18 protein-coding genes, 1 tRNA gene and 1 riboswitch are annotated in these 17,170 nt (G+C 68.9%); of the genes, 8 read left to right on the top strand and 11 right to left on the bottom strand.

Annotation, left to right across the window (positions count from 1 at the left end):
* Positions 1–23: 23 nt before the first annotated feature.
* From AR539_RS11100 to AR539_RS11090, 3 genes are read right to left on the bottom strand one after another with little or no spacing between them, the layout of a single operon-like run.
* Complete coding sequence (locus tag AR539_RS11100) at positions 24–827, bottom strand: energy-coupling factor transporter transmembrane component T family protein (protein WP_066436629.1); 804 nt, start codon at positions 825–827, stop codon at positions 24–26.
* A complete protein-coding gene (locus AR539_RS11095; protein ID WP_066436626.1) occupies positions 824–2,485 on the bottom strand; it encodes an ABC transporter ATP-binding protein in 1,662 nt (553 codons plus the stop codon). The genes AR539_RS11100 and AR539_RS11095 overlap by 4 nt, the downstream gene beginning before the upstream one ends.
* Positions 2,485–3,126, bottom strand: a complete 642-nt coding sequence (locus AR539_RS11090; protein WP_066436624.1) for an ECF transporter S component — start codon at positions 3,124–3,126, stop codon at positions 2,485–2,487. The genes AR539_RS11095 and AR539_RS11090 overlap by 1 nt, the downstream gene beginning before the upstream one ends.
* 65 nt (positions 3,127–3,191) lie before the next feature.
* Positions 3,192–3,335, bottom strand: a riboswitch (TPP riboswitch).
* Positions 3,336–3,530: 195 nt separating this feature from the next.
* On the opposite strand from AR539_RS11090, the gene AR539_RS11085 reads away from it, so the two are divergent.
* Together AR539_RS11085 and AR539_RS11080 are read left to right on the top strand one after the other, a co-directional pair.
* Complete coding sequence (locus AR539_RS11085; protein WP_066436621.1) at positions 3,531–4,085, top strand: heme-degrading domain-containing protein; 555 nt, start codon at positions 3,531–3,533, stop codon at positions 4,083–4,085.
* Positions 4,086–4,126: 41 nt separating this feature from the next.
* Positions 4,127–4,390, top strand: a complete 264-nt coding sequence (locus tag AR539_RS11080; RefSeq protein WP_066436618.1) for a DUF4235 domain-containing protein — start codon at positions 4,127–4,129, stop codon at positions 4,388–4,390.
* A gap of 76 nt (positions 4,391–4,466) precedes the next feature.
* On the opposite strand, the gene mnhG is transcribed toward AR539_RS11080, so the two are convergent.
* Genes mnhG through AR539_RS11050 form a run of 6 tightly spaced genes read right to left on the bottom strand, consistent with a single transcriptional unit; the run spans position 4,467 to position 10,958 of the window.
* Complete coding sequence (gene mnhG / locus AR539_RS11075; RefSeq protein WP_066436610.1) at positions 4,467–4,883, bottom strand: monovalent cation/H(+) antiporter subunit G; 417 nt, start codon at positions 4,881–4,883, stop codon at positions 4,467–4,469.
* Positions 4,873–5,151, bottom strand: a complete 279-nt coding sequence (locus tag AR539_RS11070; RefSeq protein ID WP_066436608.1) for a monovalent cation/H+ antiporter complex subunit F — start codon at positions 5,149–5,151, stop codon at positions 4,873–4,875. The genes mnhG and AR539_RS11070 overlap by 11 nt, the downstream gene beginning before the upstream one ends.
* Complete coding sequence (locus AR539_RS11065) at positions 5,148–5,693, bottom strand: Na+/H+ antiporter subunit E (RefSeq protein ID WP_066436606.1); 546 nt, start codon at positions 5,691–5,693, stop codon at positions 5,148–5,150. Before AR539_RS11065 ends, AR539_RS11070 begins: the two co-directional genes overlap by 4 nt.
* The gene (locus AR539_RS11060) at positions 5,690–7,330 is read right to left on the bottom strand and encodes a Na+/H+ antiporter subunit D (protein ID WP_066436604.1); all 1,641 of its coding nucleotides are present in this window, start codon (positions 7,328–7,330) and stop codon (positions 5,690–5,692) included. The genes AR539_RS11065 and AR539_RS11060 overlap by 4 nt, the downstream gene beginning before the upstream one ends.
* Positions 7,327–7,920, bottom strand: a complete 594-nt coding sequence (locus AR539_RS11055; RefSeq protein WP_066436602.1) for a Na(+)/H(+) antiporter subunit C — start codon at positions 7,918–7,920, stop codon at positions 7,327–7,329. The genes AR539_RS11060 and AR539_RS11055 overlap by 4 nt, the downstream gene beginning before the upstream one ends.
* Positions 7,917–10,958 (bottom strand): Na+/H+ antiporter subunit A, encoded by a 3,042-nt coding sequence (locus AR539_RS11050; protein ID WP_066436600.1) that lies wholly within the window; start codon positions 10,956–10,958, stop codon positions 7,917–7,919. Before AR539_RS11050 ends, AR539_RS11055 begins: the two co-directional genes overlap by 4 nt.
* Before the next feature lie 162 nt (positions 10,959–11,120).
* Between AR539_RS11050 and AR539_RS11045 the strand changes: the two genes are divergently transcribed.
* From AR539_RS11045 to AR539_RS11035, 3 genes are read left to right on the top strand one after another with little or no spacing between them, the layout of a single operon-like run.
* Positions 11,121–12,524, top strand: coding sequence for an MFS transporter (locus tag AR539_RS11045; protein WP_066436596.1), 1,404 nt, complete (start codon positions 11,121–11,123; stop codon positions 12,522–12,524).
* Positions 12,525–12,563: 39 nt separating this feature from the next.
* Positions 12,564–13,046 carry a cation:proton antiporter regulatory subunit gene (locus AR539_RS11040; RefSeq protein WP_066436593.1) on the top strand — a complete coding sequence of 161 codons (483 nt, stop codon included), beginning with the start codon at positions 12,564–12,566 and terminating at the stop codon, positions 13,044–13,046.
* A gap of 4 nt (positions 13,047–13,050) precedes the next feature.
* Positions 13,051–14,247 (top strand): cation:proton antiporter, encoded by a 1,197-nt coding sequence (locus AR539_RS11035; protein ID WP_066436591.1) that lies wholly within the window; start codon positions 13,051–13,053, stop codon positions 14,245–14,247.
* A gap of 65 nt (positions 14,248–14,312) precedes the next feature.
* On the opposite strand, the gene dcd is transcribed toward AR539_RS11035, so the two are convergent.
* Both dcd and AR539_RS11025 read right to left on the bottom strand, forming a co-directional pair.
* Positions 14,313–14,888, bottom strand: coding sequence for a dCTP deaminase (gene dcd, locus AR539_RS11030; RefSeq protein ID WP_066436588.1), 576 nt, complete (start codon positions 14,886–14,888; stop codon positions 14,313–14,315).
* Between the two features lie 64 nt (positions 14,889–14,952).
* Complete coding sequence (locus tag AR539_RS11025; RefSeq protein WP_066436586.1) at positions 14,953–15,393, bottom strand: SRPBCC family protein; 441 nt, start codon at positions 15,391–15,393, stop codon at positions 14,953–14,955.
* A gap of 246 nt (positions 15,394–15,639) precedes the next feature.
* On the opposite strand from AR539_RS11025, the gene AR539_RS11020 reads away from it, so the two are divergent.
* The 3 genes from AR539_RS11020 to AR539_RS11015 all read left to right on the top strand — a co-directional run bounded on the left by AR539_RS11020 (position 15,640) and on the right by AR539_RS11015 (position 17,136).
* Positions 15,640–15,713 (top strand) — tRNA-Gly (locus AR539_RS11020).
* Positions 15,714–15,829: 116 nt separating this feature from the next.
* The gene (locus AR539_RS19510; protein WP_197410623.1) at positions 15,830–15,979 is read left to right on the top strand and encodes a hypothetical protein; all 150 of its coding nucleotides are present in this window, start codon (positions 15,830–15,832) and stop codon (positions 15,977–15,979) included.
* The gene (locus tag AR539_RS11015; protein ID WP_066436583.1) at positions 15,976–17,136 is read left to right on the top strand and encodes a N(5)-(carboxyethyl)ornithine synthase; all 1,161 of its coding nucleotides are present in this window, start codon (positions 15,976–15,978) and stop codon (positions 17,134–17,136) included. Before AR539_RS19510 ends, AR539_RS11015 begins: the two co-directional genes overlap by 4 nt.
* Positions 17,137–17,170 lie beyond the last annotated feature (34 nt).

Here is a 17,170-nt window from a genome sequence, read left to right as displayed (position 1 = left end):
TGCGATATAGCTCGGTACCGCCCCTACTGCTGGGAAAGGAACACCATGTTCCAGGTTCCTGCCGCCAGGGCCGAGGCGACGGCGGTGCCGGCGATCAGCAGCCCGCCCAGGACCACCCAGGCGTCCAGTCCGGTGAAGACCGAGGCCCGGGCCCAGGTCCGGCGCGCGTTGCCGAAGCCGCGGGCCTCCATGGTGACCGCGAGCCGGGAGGCGCGCCGGACGGCCTGCACCAGCAGCCCGAAGCTCTGCCCCAGGGTGGCCCGCAGCCGCTGCAGCGGGTTTCCATGGGACCCCACGCCGCGGGCGTGGCGGGCCATGCCGATGGTCTGCCATTCCTCGGCCATCAGTCCCACCAGCCGGAGCGCGGCGAGCGTGCCGAGAACGAAGCGGTGCGGCAGCCTGGCTTTCTGCGCGAGCGCGTCGGCGAGGTCCGTGGGATCCGTGCAGCTCATCAGGAGCACGGCCGGCAGCGCGATGGCCAGCCCGCGGAGCATAAACCCGAGCCCCAGTTCGAGGGAGCCCTCGCTGATGGACCAGATCCTGGCGTCGAGCAGGATCTGCCCGCTGTCGGGCGCCAGGATGGTGGTGCTCCAGCCGCCCAGTGCGGCGGCCAGGATCAGCGGCCAGCCGCGCTGCCAGAGCAGCCCGAGGGTCAGCCCTGCCAGGGGCAGCAGCGCCAGTTCGAAGGCCAGCGCCACCGAGGCGGACACCCAGTCGATGGACAGGGCCAGCACCATGGTGATGAGCGTGACGGCGGTGAATTTGGCCAGCGGGTTGGCGCGCGCCAGCACAGCCTGGTTGCCGCGCAGCGTCAGTTCCTGCCTCATGGCGCCACCCTCCCCGGCTCGCGGCGTCTCATCTCCACGCCGTGGGGCGTCTGCTGTTCCGGGGCGCGGAGGCTCAGCCTCGTGCCGCCGAGGACGTCGCTGAATTCGGCGTCGTGGGTCACCGAGACGACGGCGGTGCCGCTGTCGAGGAGTTCGGAGAGGAAGGAGGCCAGCTCGGCCCAGGTGTTGGCGTCCTGGCCGAACGTGGGTTCGTCGAGGACCAGCACCTGCGGGTGGGCGGCGAGGACGGTGGCCACGGAGAGCCGGCGCTTTTCGCCGCCCGAGAGGGTGTAGGGGTTGGCGTCCACCAGCTCCGTCAGGCGCAGCCGCTCCAGGAGCTCGTCCACGCGGTCCCCGCCGCGGCCCAGGTGCTTGGGGCCGAACATCAGCTCATCGAGCACCCGGCCGGTAACAAACTGGTGCTCGGGTTCCTGGAAGACGGTGCCGATCCGGGAGATCAGCTGCTGGGCCTTCCACCGGTACGGGTCGATCCCGGCGCCGGCGCTGAGGTCATAGGTGGCGGACACCGTGCCGGAGACCGGGGCCAGCAGGCCGGCGAGGGTCAGGGCGAACGTGGACTTCCCCGACCCGTTGGGGCCCGTGATGGTCAGCGCCTCGCCGGCGCGGACCTGCGCCGCGATGCCGGACTGCACAGGTTCCGGAGGAACGGGCCGGAACCCCCCGCGGAGCCCCGCGCGCCGCGGCCTCTCCCGCGAGACGGCCAGGTCCTCGGCGGCGAGCAGCAGCTGCCCGGCCGTGCCGGCGCCGCCCGGGCCCGCGGGCTGACCAGCGCGCGCCCGGGTGGCCGGCACGTAGCCGGGCACCCAGACGCCGGCAGCGGTGAGCATGTCCCGTGCCTGCGCCAGCACCTGGTCCGGCGGGCCGTCGATCAGCACCGCGGAGTCCGTGGCCGAGCCCGGCTGCAGCACCACGATACGGTCCACGAGGTCCTTCCAGACCGAGACCCGGTGCTCCACCACCACCAGGGTGGCTCCGGTCTTGTCGAGTGTCCTGCCCACGGCGTCCCGGACGTCCAGGACCCCGGCCGGGTCGAGGTTCGCGGTGGGCTCGTCGAGCAGGATGAGCCCGGGGCGCATCGCGAGGATGCCGGCCAGCGCCAGCCGCTGCTTCTGGCCTCCGGAGAGGGCCGACGTCGGGTGGTCCAGCGGCAGCCGGCCCAGCCCAACGTCGTCGAGCGCTTCCGCCACGCGGGGCCAGATCTCCGCCGGGGGCACGGACAGGTTCTCGGCGCCGAAGGCCACGTCGTCGCCCAGGCGTGAAAGCACCACCTGGGTTTCCGGGTCCTGCTGCATCAGGCCGGCCCTGCCGCGCCCGGCCCGGGGCGGGACGCCGTCGATCAGCAGGCTGCCGGTCTCGTCCGCGTCCTCGGCAGTGCCGCCGGCAGCAGGGCCGGCGCCGGAAACAGTGCCGATGTCACCCGCTGAGCCGTCGCCAAGCACACCGGCCAGGGCGTGGAGCAGCGTGGATTTGCCGGCGCCCGAAGGTCCCAGCAGGAGCACACGCTCCCCGGCCCGGATGTCCAGGTCCAGTCCGCTGATGGCAGGCCGGGACCGGCCGGCATGCCGCCAGCCCCAGCCCCGGGCGGTGATCGAGGCCGGGCGGACCCCGGCGCCGGCGGACGTGCTGTGTGCGGGCATCAGGAGAAAACAGGCTCCGTGGCCGCCTTGCGGGAGGCGAAGGAACTGAGCACCCCGGTCCGCGCCAGGCCGCGGGTGGCGAGCCAGGACAGACCGCCGGCGATCACGGCGCCGGAGAGGGCGGTGAAGATGATGTACGCCAGCTTGTCGCCGCCCGCGTACGCGATGTTCCAGCCCCACGGCAGGAACGAATCGTTGAGCCCGCAGAAAAGCCCTGCACCGGCGCCGGCCAGGAGCGACACCGGCAGGTTGAACTTCCGGTAGGCAAACGCGGCGAAGACCAGTTCGGCGCCCAGGCCCTGCAGCACGCCGGAAATGAGCACCGTGGTGCCGTACTGCGAGCCCATGATCAGCTCGCCGGTCGCGGCGACGGCCTCGCAGAACAGTGCGGCGCCCGGCTTGCGGATGATGAGCATGCCCAGCACCGCCGGGATCATCCAGCCGCCGGCGTACAGCCCGGTGAGCGGCGGGTAGAACGCATTGACGGGGGCGGACACCAGGTTGGCGCCCTGGGACCAGGCCCAGAAGATCACGCCGCCGGCCACCGCGATCAACGCGGCCACCACAATGTCCACCACTCGCCAGTTGTAGCTGCGCCGGGTGCGCGCCTGGTGCGCGGCTGCAGCAGATGTTTCAGTCATGTCGTCCTCCTGAGGAACAGGAGGGGAGAGTGTCCGGGGTCCGCGGCTTCCGCCGCTGCTCCGGGCACTCTGAGAACTCGACTCCCTTGCGCCGGTACTAACCGGATCAGGTTCGAGGGTCTGCGGCTGTCCGCACTCTCAGCGCCCACCTGTGGTGTCCCCGGACTGCTCCGGTGATGCCCGACGGCGGCGCTCCCCTGTCGTATTGAAAATTGCCCTTATGGGCGTGGCCAGTTTACACCCGGGGTGCGCAGATTTCCGGGGCGGCCTGTCACAATCGGCCGCCGTCTCCTCCGGCGACCCGGGACAGGCCGCTTGGTAGAGTCGGCAGGGCACGGGACCAACGGATTCCGCCCCGGACGGACTGCACTCCGCCCGGCGGCCCTCAACGGAAGCTGGACACCTTGACCATACCTCCAGAGCCTTTCCCCGGCTTCGATCCCGACTCCGCCGAACCACAGCCGCACGGATCCCTGGCGGCGCTGATCGGCCGCATCCTGACGGAAATGGACCAGCTGCAGTTCCAGTCGTTCAGCAAGGACGACGCCCTGGACCTGGGGCTCCGCCTGGTTGAACTCGGCAGGCAACGCTCCCACCCGATCGCGATCGACATCACCAAGGGTGAGCAGGTGCTGTTCCACGCGGCGCTGGCCGGCGCCACCCCGGACAATGACCGCTGGATCAAGGCCAAACAGCGCACCGCCGTCCGGTACGAGGTCCCGTCCCTGCTGGTGGGGCTCCGGGCCCGGGCCGCCGGGCGCAGGATCGAGGACAACGGCTGGTTCGACGAGACGGAGTTCGCCGCGCACGGCGGCGCGTTCCCCATCTACGTCCGCGGCACCGGAATGGTGGCCACCGTGACCGTATCGGGCCTGCCGCAGAAAGCCGACCACGACCTGGTGGTCGAGGCTCTGTCCGAACTCCTCGGTGTTGCTGGACCGGCGGGCGGGGACCGCTAGGCTAGGGGAAGCCCTGTCCCCTCCCGCAAGGAGTCCGAAAAATGAACATTTTCATCAAACTGCTCGGCACGGGCGTCAGCCTGCTCGCCGGCTTCGTCGGCACCAAACTGGTTGACACCCTCTGGGAGAAGTCCACGGGCAGCAAGCCGCCCAAGGGCAACGACGACGACGTCCCCACCACGCTGCGCCACGCCCTGACGTTCGCCCTGATCTCCGCCTCGGTCAGCGCCGTCATCCAGGTGCTCGCCAACCGCGGCACCCAGCGCGCAATCACCCGCTTCGCCAAGTCTCAAGACCTGGTCTAAGGCGCCCGGTCTAAGGCGCCCGGCTTAGCGCCGGCACCCGGCCCGGGGCCGGCGCTAAGCCTGCAGTACTTGGTTCTTAGCGCCGGCCCGCAGGCTGGTCGCCGTCGTCGTCGGTGAAGCCCCGCGTGCCGGCAGCCTGCTGCACCACGGCCTCCAGTTCGTCGGTGCTGAGCAGCTCCGGGTGCAGGTGCTTGGTGCGGTAGCCGGCGCGGCCCACCATGTGCGCCGAGACGGGCACCGTCAGCAGCTGGAAGATCCAGGCCACCACCAGCACCGGCCAGACCCACCAAGTCCGCATCTGGAGTCCCAGGGCGGCCAGCAGCAGGAACAGCCCCAGCACCTGGGGCTTGGTGGCCGCGTGCATCCGGGTCATCAGGTCGGGAAAGCGCAGCAGCCCCACCGCCGCGGCGAGGGACATCAGCGAGCCGACCACGAGGAAGACGGCCGAGACGGCGTCGATCACGGTGTCAACGGTGAACGTTTCAGGATTCACGGGGCTGCTCCCTTCGGTCGGCGACGAACCGCGCCACCGTCACGGAGCCGACAAAGCCGATGAGGGACACCGCCACCAGCAGCATGAGGTTGTTCAGGTGCCGGTTGACGGCCATGTCGATGCACAGCGCCGCTCCCACGATCGCCAGCAGCACATCCGCGGCGAGCACCCGGTCCAGCAGTGAAGGTCCCCGCGCGATCCGGATGATCGCCCCTCCGGCGGCCAGGGACAGCACGACGGCGGTTATGGTCAGGACAAGATCCATCATGGCACCAGCTCCTGGTTAAGCGCGGAAAGTTCGGCCTGAGAACCCATGATCCGGATCAGCCCGGCCTCCGTGGCGCGGACGTCCCGGCGCAGCTGCTCGGCGTCCTCGGCGTTGCGGACATTGATGCCGTGGATGTACAGCGTGGACGTGGAACGGTCCACCTCCACCACCAGCGACCCGGGGATCAGTGCGGTCACGTGGCCCGTGGCGGTGACCAGCAGGTCGGAGTGGCTCCGCAGCGGGACGGCGACGACGGCGCTGATGACCTTGGGCCCTTTGGCCGCGGCCAGGTACAGGACCTGGAAGCTCGCCACCACCACCTTGCCCAGGAAGTGCACGGCGAAAGCGGCGGCGTGCAGCACGTTGAAGCGGCCGCCGAGTTCCACCGGGGGCAGGTAGAACAGCCGGGCCACCAGCACCGCGATCAGGGCGCCGAACAGCAGGTTGCCTGGGCTGAAGTCCTGCCACAGGGCGCCCCAGACCACAACCAGCCAGACCAGGAGCGGGAGTTCCTGGCGCAGGGAGATCCTTTTCCGGTTCATCGGCGCTCCTGCCCGCCGGCCGGCTGGTCACCGGCGGGGCCCGGGCCGGGCTGGGACAGCACCGGCACGGGCACGTCCTCCCCGAGGACCGCCTGGATGTACGGTGTCCGGTCCAGCATCTCGACGGCGGACCGGTCCGCCACCCGGAACAGCGGCCCGGCGAAGACTGTCAGCGCAACGCCGAAGATGACCAGTCCCAGCGTGGAACCCACCATGGTCCGCGGGAGCAGGGTGACGTTGGACTTCCCGGCCCGCACACCCCTGGCAGAATCTGCACGATCCGCCAGCAGCACCGGGTCGGGGTGCTCGGCGTCCTCGGGCTTGCGCCAGAAGGCGCGGTTCCAGACCCTCGCGATGGCCAGCAGCGTCAGCAGGCTGGTCAGCACGCCGCCGATCACCAGAGCGTAGGCCAGCGGCGTGCCGAGCTGGACGCCGGCCTGCAGCAGGCCCAGCTTGCCCAGGAAACCGGAGAACGGCGGGATCCCGGCCAGGTTCATGCCAGGGACAAAGAACAGCACCGCCAGCAGAGGGGACAGTTTGGCCAGCCCGGCGACGCGGTCCATCGAGGAGCTGCCGCCGCGGCGTTCGATCAGGCCCGTCACGAGGAACAGGCTGGTCTGGATGGTGATGTGGTGGGCGACGTAGAACACGGCGGCACCCAGCCCGGCCACGGAGGACATCGCCAGGCCGAACACCATGTAGCCGATGTGGCTGACCAGGGTAAAGGACAGGAGTCGTTTGATGTCGCTCTGCGCCAGCGCGCCGAGGATCCCCACCACCATGGTCAGCAGTGCCGCGACCATCAGCGGCGTATTGAAGGTGTCCCCCGGGAAGAGCAGTGTTTCGGTCCGGACCATGGCGTACACGCCCACCTTGGTCAGCAGGCCGGCGAAGACGGCAGTGACCGGGGCGGGCGCCGTCGGGTAGGAGTCCGGCAGCCAGAAGGACAGGGGGAACACGGCTGCCTTGATCCCGAACGCGACTAACAGCATCACGTGCAGCAGGTTCCGGGTGCCCGGGTCCAGTTCGGCGAGCTTGAGGGCGAGGTCGGCCATGTTGATGGTTCCGGTGGCCCCGTAGACCATGGCGATCGCGATCAGGAACAGCACGGAGGAGACCACGGAGACCACCACGTAGGTCACTCCGGCCCGGATCCGCGGGCCCGTCCCGCCCAGGGTCATCAGCACGTAGCTTGCGGTCAGGAGGATCTCGAAGCCCACGTAGAGGTTGAACAGGTCCCCGGAGAGGAACGCGTTGGACACCCCGGCCACCAGGATCAGGTAGGTGGGGTGAAAGATCGAGACGGGGGCGTCCTGGTCGCCGTCGGCCATGCCCTGCCCGGTGGCGTAGATCAGGACGGCGAGGCTGACGGAGGAGGACACCACCAGCATCAGCGAGGAGAACTGGTCCACCACCATCACGATGCCCCAGGGCGGGAGCCAGCCGCCGATGTTGACCGCGGAGGTGCCGCCGCCCCAGACGGAGGCCAGCAGCCAGCACTCCAGCAGCAGTGTCAGGGACAGGACCGCGATGCTCACGGTCCGCTGGGCCCGGGACTGCCGGACGAGGAGGAACGTCAGCGCGGCGCCGAGGATGGGAAGGACGACGGCGAGCGGGGCGAAACTGGCAATGTTCATCGTCCGCCTCCTTCCTGGCTGGGGGGTGGTGTCACGTTGAGGGAACCGGGCTGCTCTTCGGAGGCGGTCTCGTCGGCTTCCAGCTTGCGGTCGCCCACCTTCACCGTGGCGCCGGAGGCACCGCTGGCCCCGTCCTGGGAATCGGAGATGCCCTCGCCGTCCGTGCCGAGCATGGTCAGCGGGAATTCGGAGGTTTCAACCGGGATCACGGAGTCGTCCTCGGCGTCGAAGCTGGGGGTCTTGGCGACGCGGCGGTCCTCGGCGTCGTCCTGGATCTCGTCCTGGCGGGCCAGGACCCAGGTGCGGTAGATGATGCCGAGCATAAACGCCGTGACCGCGAAGGAGATCACGATCGACGTGAGGATGAGCGCCTGCGGCAGCGGATCGTTGTACTCACCGGGCGCGGTGTCCTTGTTGTACAGCGGCGCCAGGCCGGCGTAGCCGCCCGTGGCGAGGATCAGCAGGTTGGTGGCGTTGGCCAGCAGCATCAGCCCCAGCAAGACCCGGGTCAGGCTGCGTTCGAGGATCAGGTAGATGCCGCAGGCGTACAGTGCCCCCATGACCGTCAGCAGGGTCAGGTTGACGCTCATGCTTTCCCCTTGGCTGTGGTTTCGGCCGGGATGTCTCCGGCCTCCTGCTCCTCGGACGGTTCCGCCGGGTGCTCCTCGAAGTGCTCGTCGATTTCGGCGCCCAAGCTGCGCAGCACGTCCAGCGCCAGGCCAAGGACCACGATGTACACCCCGATGTCGAAGATGGTGGAGGTGACGAACTTGACGTCCCCGAACACGGGCAGCCAGAACTCGATGATGGCCGTCTGGAACACCTGGCCGCCCAGCAGCAGCGGTGCCACGCCGGAGGCCGCCGCGGTGGCCAGGCCGATGCCCAGCAGCGTCCCGGCGCCGACCGGGGTGGCCTCGTGCAGTTCGAAGCGGCCGCCGGCCAGGTAGCGGATGGTGAGGGCCAGGCCCGCGGTGAGGCCGCCGGCGAAGCCGCCTCCGGGGAGATTGTGGCCGGCCAGCAGCAGGTAGATGGAGAAGACGATCAGCGAGTGGAAGATCAGCCGCGTCACCACTTCGAAGATGATGGAGCGGCGCTCCGGCGCCAGGGTCCGCCCTGCCACCAGCCACGCATCGCGGCTGGACTCGGCGAAACGGCGGCTCATGGCCAGCGCTGCGGCGTCGCGGGTGTTGCCGCGCCCGCTGCTGGGCTTGCGGCGGCCCACCGTACCCTCGGCGACCGAGGACGCCGTCCGTGCCCCGTCGCCGCGGCCGCGGACGAAGATGAGGCTGGCCACGCCGGTGGCGGCCAGGGCCAGCACCGTGATCTCTCCGAACGTGTCCCAGGCCCGGATGTCGACAAGGGTCACGTTGACGATGTTCAGCCCGCCGCCGCCCTCGTAGGCCAGCTTCGGGAATTCCAGCGAGACGGGCATCGCAACGCGGGCACCCAGGGCGTAGATGGCGGCGAACACCATGGTGAGGCCAAAGGCGGCGCCGATAATCACGCGGACCACCCGGTACCTGCCGCCCGTGCGGTCCCGCAGTTCCGCGGGGAGGCTGCGCATGGCGAGGACGAAGGCCACCAGGATGATGGTCTCCACCAGCATCTGGGTCAGGGCCAGGTCCGGGGCCCCCTGCAGGGCGAACATCAGGGCGATGCCGTAACCGGTAACGGAGACCATCAGGACGGCCAGGAAGCGCCGGTTGGCCCGCACCGCTGCCAGTGCGCCGACCACGATCCCTACCCCCACCACAATCTGCAGCGGCGAGTTGGGGTCGATGAAGTAGAGGTCGGTGGGGAGCGGCTTGTCGGCGAGCACCAGCGCCGTGAGGGGCAGGATGAAGGCCACGGAGAGGATGACCGAGAGGTAGAAGTACAGCGAACCGCGCTGGGTCCGTCCGGTGATCCAGACGGCGACGTCGTCGAGGGCGCCGATGGTCAGCTGGTAGGTGCGGTCGCCGTCAATCCAGCCCGGGACCAGGCTCTGGGCCCGCGCCACGGCGTTCCGGCCGTAGAACATGGCCAAGCCGAGGGCGAAGGTGATGGCGGTCAGGCCCAGGGCGGGGGTCAGCCCGTGCCACAGGGCCAGGTGGCCGGCCGCGGCGGCCACGTCCTCGCCGTCGGGCACAAACAGCGCCGCGTACGGCTGGATCCATGCGTCCACCGGCACCGGCCACAGGCCGTAGACGATGGTGAGCAGGCTCAGGATGGCGGGGGCCGCCAGGAAGGACGGTTTGATCGGCTTGAACGGCGTGGCTTCGACGCCGGGCTTGACGGCGAAGGCTCCCCACATAAACCGGGCGCTGTAGGCGAAGGTCAGGACGGACCCCACCACCAGGCCGGCCAGGAGGACCATGCCCCAGGGGCCGGCTGCGGGGTCGGAGCCGTAGTGAACGAAGGCCTCGAAGACCGACTCTTTCGCGACGAAGCCGGCCAGCGGCGGGATGCCCGCCATTGAGGCGGCGCCGATGGCGGCCACCACCGCGAGGGCCCGGGACGAGCGGTAGACGCCGGAGAGCTTGCGGATGTCGCGGGTTCCGGCCTGGTGGTCGATGATGCCGACGGTGAGGAACAAGGTGGCCTTGAAGAGGCCGTGCGCAAGGAGCAGGGCGAGGCCGGCCAGGGCCGCATCGGGGGTGCCGAGGCCCACCACCATGGTGAGGAAGCCCAGCTGGCTGACCGTGCCGTAGGCCAGGATGAGCTTGATGTCGGTCTGCCGCAGCGCCCGGTAGCCGCCGACCAGCATGGTGGCCAGCCCCAGGCCCAGCACCACGGGGAGCCAGTACGTGGTGTCCGCGAATCCGGGCGCCAGCCGCGCCACCAGGTAGATGCCGGCCTTCACCATGGCCGCGGCGTGCAGGTAGGCGCTCACCGGCGTGGGGGCGGCCATGGCGCCGGGGAGCCAGAAGTGGAAGGGGACCAGCGCGGACTTGGTGATCGCGCCGACCAGGATGAGCACCACGGCGCCGGCCACGGCCCCGGCGGCCGGGCCGGTGACGAGCGCTGGTGCTTGCTCAAGGATGGCGGAGATCCGGTACGTTCCGGCGTTGAAACCCAGGATGATCAGGCCCACCAGCATGGCCAGGCCGCCGGCGGTGGTCACCACGAGGGCCTGCAGCGCGGAGCGGCGAGCCGACAGCCGGGTCCGGGCGTAGCCGATCAGCAGGTAGGACAGGACCGTGGTCAGTTCCCAGAAGATGAACATCAGGAGCAGGTCGTCGGCGGTCACCAGGCCGAACATGGCGCCGGCGAAGGCCAGCAGCTGGGCCCCGAATCCGCCGAGGTAGTCGTCCTTGTTCTTGAAGTAGCGGGCGCAGTAGACCAGGACCAGCGCGCCTACGCCGAGGACCAGCAGGGACATGACCCAGGCCAGGGCGTCCATGCGGAAGGCGAGTTCAATGCGCAGCTCGGGAATCCACGGCACCACCTCGGTGAGGGCGGTACCGGGGCCGCCGCCGGTCAGGTGGGCCTCTCCACCGCCGTAGACGGCGCCGTGCTGCAGGGCCAGCCAGATGAAGGAGACGGCGGATACCGCAGCGAGGGCGTAGAACGAATTCCGGCCGAACTTCCGGAAGAGAAATGGCGCCACAGCTGCCACCGCAAAGTGCACGGCAAGGACTGTGATCACTGGTATCTCCGCAACGTCAGGAATTCTATTGTCAAAAAGGTGGAGCTGGCGGGGCATTCGTTAGGTTCAGTCCGGTCAGTTTACCAAGCGTGCACAAATTCTTTTCGCAGGGCTCCCCCGCGTGCGCCGGGCCGCGGGTGTCCTGCGGTTATTATTCGAGCTATGAACTCCGCCGCCGCCCCTGAGGCCATGCGACCAGCCTCCGATCTGGCTTCCGGAAGCCAGGTCTCCCGGAAGGGCCGTATCCTCGCCTGGGCGGCCTGGGACTGGGGCTCCGCGGCCTTCAACGCGGTCATGACCACCTTCGTTTTCACCGTGTACCTGACCTCCAACGCCTTCGGCGGCGAGGACCAGGCCTCCGCGGTACTTGGTGGCGCGCTGGCGATCGCCGGCGCGGCGATCGCCCTGCTGGCCCCCGTCACCGGGCAGCGTTCCGACGCCGGCGGGCGCCGCAAGCTCTGGCTGGGGGTCAACACCGCCGCCGTCGCACTCCTGACCGCACTGTGCTTCTTTGTCTTCCCCCGGCCGGAGTTCCTGCTGCTCGGCGTGACGCTGATTGCGCTGGCGAACGTATTCTTCGAGTTCGCCGGTGTGAACTACAACGCCATGCTCACCCAGATCTCCACGCCGCAGAACATCGGCAAGGTCAGCGGGTTCGGCTGGGGCATGGGATACCTCGGCGGCATCGTCGCTCTCCTGGTGGTCCTCCAGCTGTTCGTCCAGCCCAGCTTCGAATGGTTTGGCGCGTCGACAGCGGACGGCCTGAACATCCGCCTGGTGGCGGTGTTCTCTGCCCTCTGGTTCTTCATCTTCGCGCTGCCCGTGCTGTTTGCCGTCCCGGAGGTGCCCCGCACCCGGCAGGGCCCCGGCCTCGGATTCCTGGCCTCCTACGGCCTGCTGGTGCGCCGGATCAAGGCGATCTACCGGACCAGCCCGCACACCATCTACTTCCTGCTCGCCAGCGCCGTCTTCCGGGACGGGCTGGCCGCAGTGTTCACGTTCGGAGGCATCATCGCCGCGGGCACCTTCGGCTTCGAGCTCAAGGACGTCATCCTTTTCGCGATCTTCGGCAACGTCGTGGCGGCGGTCGGAGCCGTCCTGGGCGGTCTCCTTGACGACCGGATCGGGCCGAAGGCCGTTATTACGGGCTCCCTGGCCGGGCTGCTGCTCGCCGGCGCAGCCATCCTGGTCCTCGGCAACGACAACCATGCCGTCTTCGGCATAAGTTGGGCCGGGGCCACCACCTTCTGGGTCTTCGGACTGTTCCTGTGCCTCTTTGTGGGGCCGGCACAGTCCTCCTCGCGGGCGTACCTGGGCCGGCTGGCGCCGCCCGGCGAATCCGGCGAACTCTTTGGCCTCTACGCCACCACCGGCCGGGCCGTGAGCTTCCTCGCCCCCGCGCTCTTCACGCTCTGCATCGCGGTCGCCGCCCCGCTGGTTGAACCCGGGGAGGCCCAGCGCTGGGGCATCCTCGGCATCATGGTGGTGCTGCTCGCCGGGCTGCTGCTCCTGCTCCCGGTCAAGGCTCCCGGCAAGGCGGACATCGCCGTCGTTCCCGCCGCCTGACGCTGCCCGAAACGCCGCGCCGCGCACTAGGCTGGAGGAATGAACGTGGATGAAACAGATCTCCCGGGACTGGGCCGGCGCAAGGACTTCATGACCGCCTCCGGACGGCGGATCGGCGTCGTGGAGTACCGCGAAGGTCAAACCGAACTGATCGTCTCAACGTGGGATGACCCGGACACCTGCCAGGCGTCCATCCCCCTGACGGCCGACGAGGCCGCCGCGCTGGGAAACCTCCTGGGCGGCCAGCGCCTGGCCATGCAGCTTTCCGAAGCCCACCGCGAGGTTCCGGGAATCGTGACCCGGCAGTTCTCCATCGCCGCCGATTCCCCGTTCCACAACCAGCCGATGGGCAAGGCCGCCATCCGGACGCGCAGCGGCGTTTCGATCGTCGCGATCATGCGCGAGGGCGAGGTGCTCCCGTCCCCGGGACCCGACGTCGTCCTGCACCCGGGCGATCTCCTCGTGGCGGTGGGAACGCAAGAAGGCCTCGACACGGCGGCCCGCATCCTGCGCAACGGCTGACGGCATGGATCCGCTCGCACTGACCCTCATCGAACTCGGGGCCGTCGTCTTCTGCCTCGGCATGCTGGCGAGGCTGGCCGGGCGGATCGGCATGTCGCCCATCCCGCTCTACCTCATCGGCGGCCTGTTCTTCGGGGCCGGCGGGCTCGTCAAGCTCGAAGGTATGCACGAGTTTGCACACCTTTCCAGTGAGATCGGCGTGATCCTGCTGCTGCTTATGCTCGGATTGGAATATACGGCGGCCGAGCTCGTGACTGGCCTCCGCCGGTCCTGGCAGGCCGGCGTCCTGGACCTGGTCCTGAACTTCTCGCCGGGCGCCATCCTCGCCATCCTGCTGGGCTGGGGCCCGGTGGGGGCCATGGTGATGGGCGGCGTCACCTACATCTCGTCCTCGGGGATCGCCGCCAAGGTGATCACGGATCTGGGACGGATCGGCAACCGCGAAACCCCGGTGGTGCTCTCGATCCTGGTGTTCGAGGACCTCGCCATGGCCATCTACCTGCCGATCCTGACGGCCACCCTGGCCGGGGTCAGCTTCGCCGTGGGCCTGCAGACCGTGGGGATCTCCCTCGCCGTCGTCACCGTGGTCCTGCTCGTGGCACTGCGCCACGGGCACCACGTCTCCAAGGCCGTCCACAGCGAGAACTCCGAGGTGTTCCTGCTCAACCTGCTGGGGGCCGCACTGCTGGTGGCCGGCCTGGCCGCCGCCATGCAGGTGTCCGCCGCGGTGGGCGCCTTTATGCTCGGCATTGCCATTTCCGGCGCCACTGCGCACAGCGCCACCCGGATCCTGGAGCCGCTGCGGGACCTCTTCGCGGCCATTTTCTTCGTCGTGTTCGGCCTCAACACAGACCCTTCCACCATCCCGCCCGTGCTCGGCTGGGCGCTGCTGCTGGCCCTCGTCACGGCGGCCACCAAAATGCTCACCGGGGTCTGGGCGGCGAAGCGGGCAGGAATCGGTTTGCCGGGCCGCTTCCGCGCCGGAGCGGCGCTGATCGCGCGCGGGGAATTTTCAATCGTTATTGCCGGGCTGGCCGTGGCCTCCGGCGTGGTGCCCCCGGACCTGGCGGCCCTGGCTACCGCCTATGTGCTGATCATGGCCGTGACGGGCCCGCTCGCCGCCCGGTTTGTGGAGCCGGTCGTGGCGATGCTGCGCCGGCCGGCCAAATCATCCGCAGTGCGGACCGCCGACGGGGTCTGACCGAGGCCGGTACACCCTCCGGACGGCCGCACGCAGGGCCCGCTCAGGGCGCGTTCAGTGCGGGCTCAGATGTCCGTGCGGTGGAAGTTCAGGTGGCTGCGGCTGGCCGTCGGGCCGCGCTGGCCCTGGTAGCGGTTGCCGTATTCGCCGGAACCGTAGGGGTGCTCGGCGGCCGAGGTGAGCCGGAAGAAGCACAGCTGGCCGATCTTCATGCCGGGCCACAGCTTGATGGGCAGCGTCGCCATGTTGGACAGTTCCAGGGTCACATGGCCGGAGAAGCCGGGATCGATGAAACCTGCGGTCGAGTGCGTGAGCAGGCCCAGCCGGCCCAGCGAGGACTTGCCCTCCAGCCGGGCGGCGATGTCATCGGGGAGCGTCACGGTCTCGTAGGTAGAGCCCAGCACGAATTCCCCGGGGTGGAGGATAAAGGGTTCGCCGGTTTCGACCTCCACCAGGCGGGTCAGCTCGGGCTGGTCCTCGGCGGGGTCGATGTGGGCGTACTTGTGGTTGTCGAAGAGCCGGAAGAATTTGTCGATCCGGACGTCCACCGACGAGGGCTGGACCATGGCCGGGTCGAACGGCTCCAGAACGATCCGTTGGGAGTCAATTTCGGCACGAATGTCGCGGTCTGAGATCAGCACAGACTCAAAATTACCGTACTCCCCGGGAACAGTCGTCCGCGGCGCCAGTGTTACAGCCCCGCTGTTAGGACTCGGCCTGTTCCAGCACCGATTTGAGCTGTTCCAGCTGGCAGACTTCTGCTTTCATCCGCCGCCGGAAGGGGGACTTCAACCGGGCCAGGATGCCCCGGGGCTCGCGTTCCAGGGCGAACCGGACGCGGGTGCTGCCGCCCTCCGTGCTCAGGTAGTAGCCGCCGTGCAGGCGCTCCGCGCCGGCAAGGGCCATGTACTGGATCTCCGCACCGGGCCGGGCCTCGGTGATCTCGAAGTTCCCGCAGACCGTGCGCCCGCCGGGGCCCGCAATGGTCTGGCGGTAGAGGGCGCCCTTGGTTCCGGCCGCCCCGGATTCCAGTTCGACGCTGCGGATGCCGGCCCGCCAGCTCGGCAGGTTGCGGACGTCCAGCAGGAAGTCATACACGCTCATGGCATCTCGTTTGATGATGACGTCGTACTCTGCGATTGCCACGGAAATCCTTGCTCGGCGGACAGCTAATGGGCGTAGCCCGCTTCCCCTGAACTGCAGCTAACCCCTTCAGGATAGACAGCGAGGCCCGCCCCGCGCGGTTGCGGGGGCGGGCCTTTATCGAAGAGTTATGGGACGTCGCGGACTGTGTCCGCCCATGCCTGAGGTGTTCGGAGAACGCCCCCGGCTGGGGTAAGGTAAATCTCGTTGTTCCCCGGGACCACGTCCGGCTTGCCAGACGGTCCCACTGCGGCTGTAGCTCAATGGTAGAGCGCTAGCTTCCCAAGCTTGATACGCGGGTTCGATTCCCGTCAGCCGCTCCAACTCACCCCACGGCCTAAGCCCCGAACCCCCGCTGGCGCACAGCCTCGGGGCCGTTAGGTCGGTACCTGTATCGTTCGAAGTCAGGAACCTCTTCGGTTCCGCTACAGGAGCGATCATGGCTGACAAGTCCCCCCGTCAAACAGCATCCAAGAAATCCGCAAAATCCATCAAGGAAAAGCGCGCCGAGAAGAGGGACGCCGCAGCGCCGCCCAGCTCCCTGGACAAAGCGACCAGCTCCAAGCCGGCAGGCGCCAAGAAGAAGTGAGCGGCACCACGAGCTACCTCACCCTCGGAGTCCTTGCCACGACACGGAAGCCTGACGAGCGCCGCCTCCCGATCCATCCCCTTCACCTGGGCCGCATCGCCCCGGAACTCCGGCAGCAGCTGATCCTGGAGGAAGGCTACGGCGAGCGTTTCGGCGTCTCAGACGCCCACCTGGCGCCGCTCGTGGGGCGCATCGCCCCCCGCACCCAAGTACTGGCCGAGGCCGACGTGGTCCTCCTGCCCAAGCCGCAGCCCGACGACCTGGCCGAACTGCGCGACGGGCAGGTCCTCTGGGGCTGGCCGCACTGCGTCCAGGACCGTGCGATCACACAACTGGCAATCGACAAGAAGCTCACGCTGATCGCCTTCGAGGCGATGAACCACTGGGCCAGCGACGGCGGCTTCGGCCTCCACGTGTTCCACAAGAACAATGAGCTGGCCGGTTACTGCTCCGTCCTGCACGCACTGGCGCTGACGGGCTCCACCGGTGACTACGGCCGGCGCCTGCGCGCCGTCGTCATCGGCTTCGGGGCCACAGCGCGGGGTGCGGTGACGGCCCTCAACGCCCACGGCATCCATGACGTCCAGGTGCTGACCAACCGCGGGGTTGCCGCGGTGGGTTCCCCCATCCATTCGGTGCGGATCGCGCAGTTCGACCACGACGATAAGGCGCCGTTTCTCAGCGAGGTGATCACCGAGCGCGGCCGCGTGCCGCTGGCTCCGTTCCTCGCCGAGAGCGACATCGTGGTCAACTGCACACTGCAGGACCCGAACGCGCCGCTGACGTACCTGCGCACCGAGGACCTGCACGCGTTCCGGCCGGGCAGCCTGATTGTGGACGTCTCGTGCGACGAGGGCATGGGCTTCAGCTGGGCGAAAACCACAACATTCGCGGAGCCGATGTTCAAAGTCGGAGACCATATCGACTACTACGCGGTGGACCACAGCCCGTCCTACCTGTGGAACTCGGCCAGCTGGGAAATCAGCGAGGCGCTGCTGCCGTTCCTGGAAACCGTGATCACCGGCCCCGAGGCCTGGACCGGAAATGAGACCATCCGCCGCGCGATCGAAATCCGCGACGGCGTGGTCCTCAACCCGGATGTGCTGCAGTTCCAGCAGCGCGGGCCGGAGTACCCGCACCTGCCGCTGACGCTCTAGTTTGGGTTTCGGCGACGAGGCAAGACGGCCGCTG

Origin of the sequence: Arthrobacter sp. EPSL27 (assembly GCF_001512305.1) — a bacterium.
Lineage (GTDB): Bacteria > Actinomycetota > Actinomycetes > Actinomycetales > Micrococcaceae > Arthrobacter.
The sequence above is the reverse complement of the archived record's forward strand: the minus strand, read 5'-3'. Positions and strand labels throughout refer to the sequence as shown.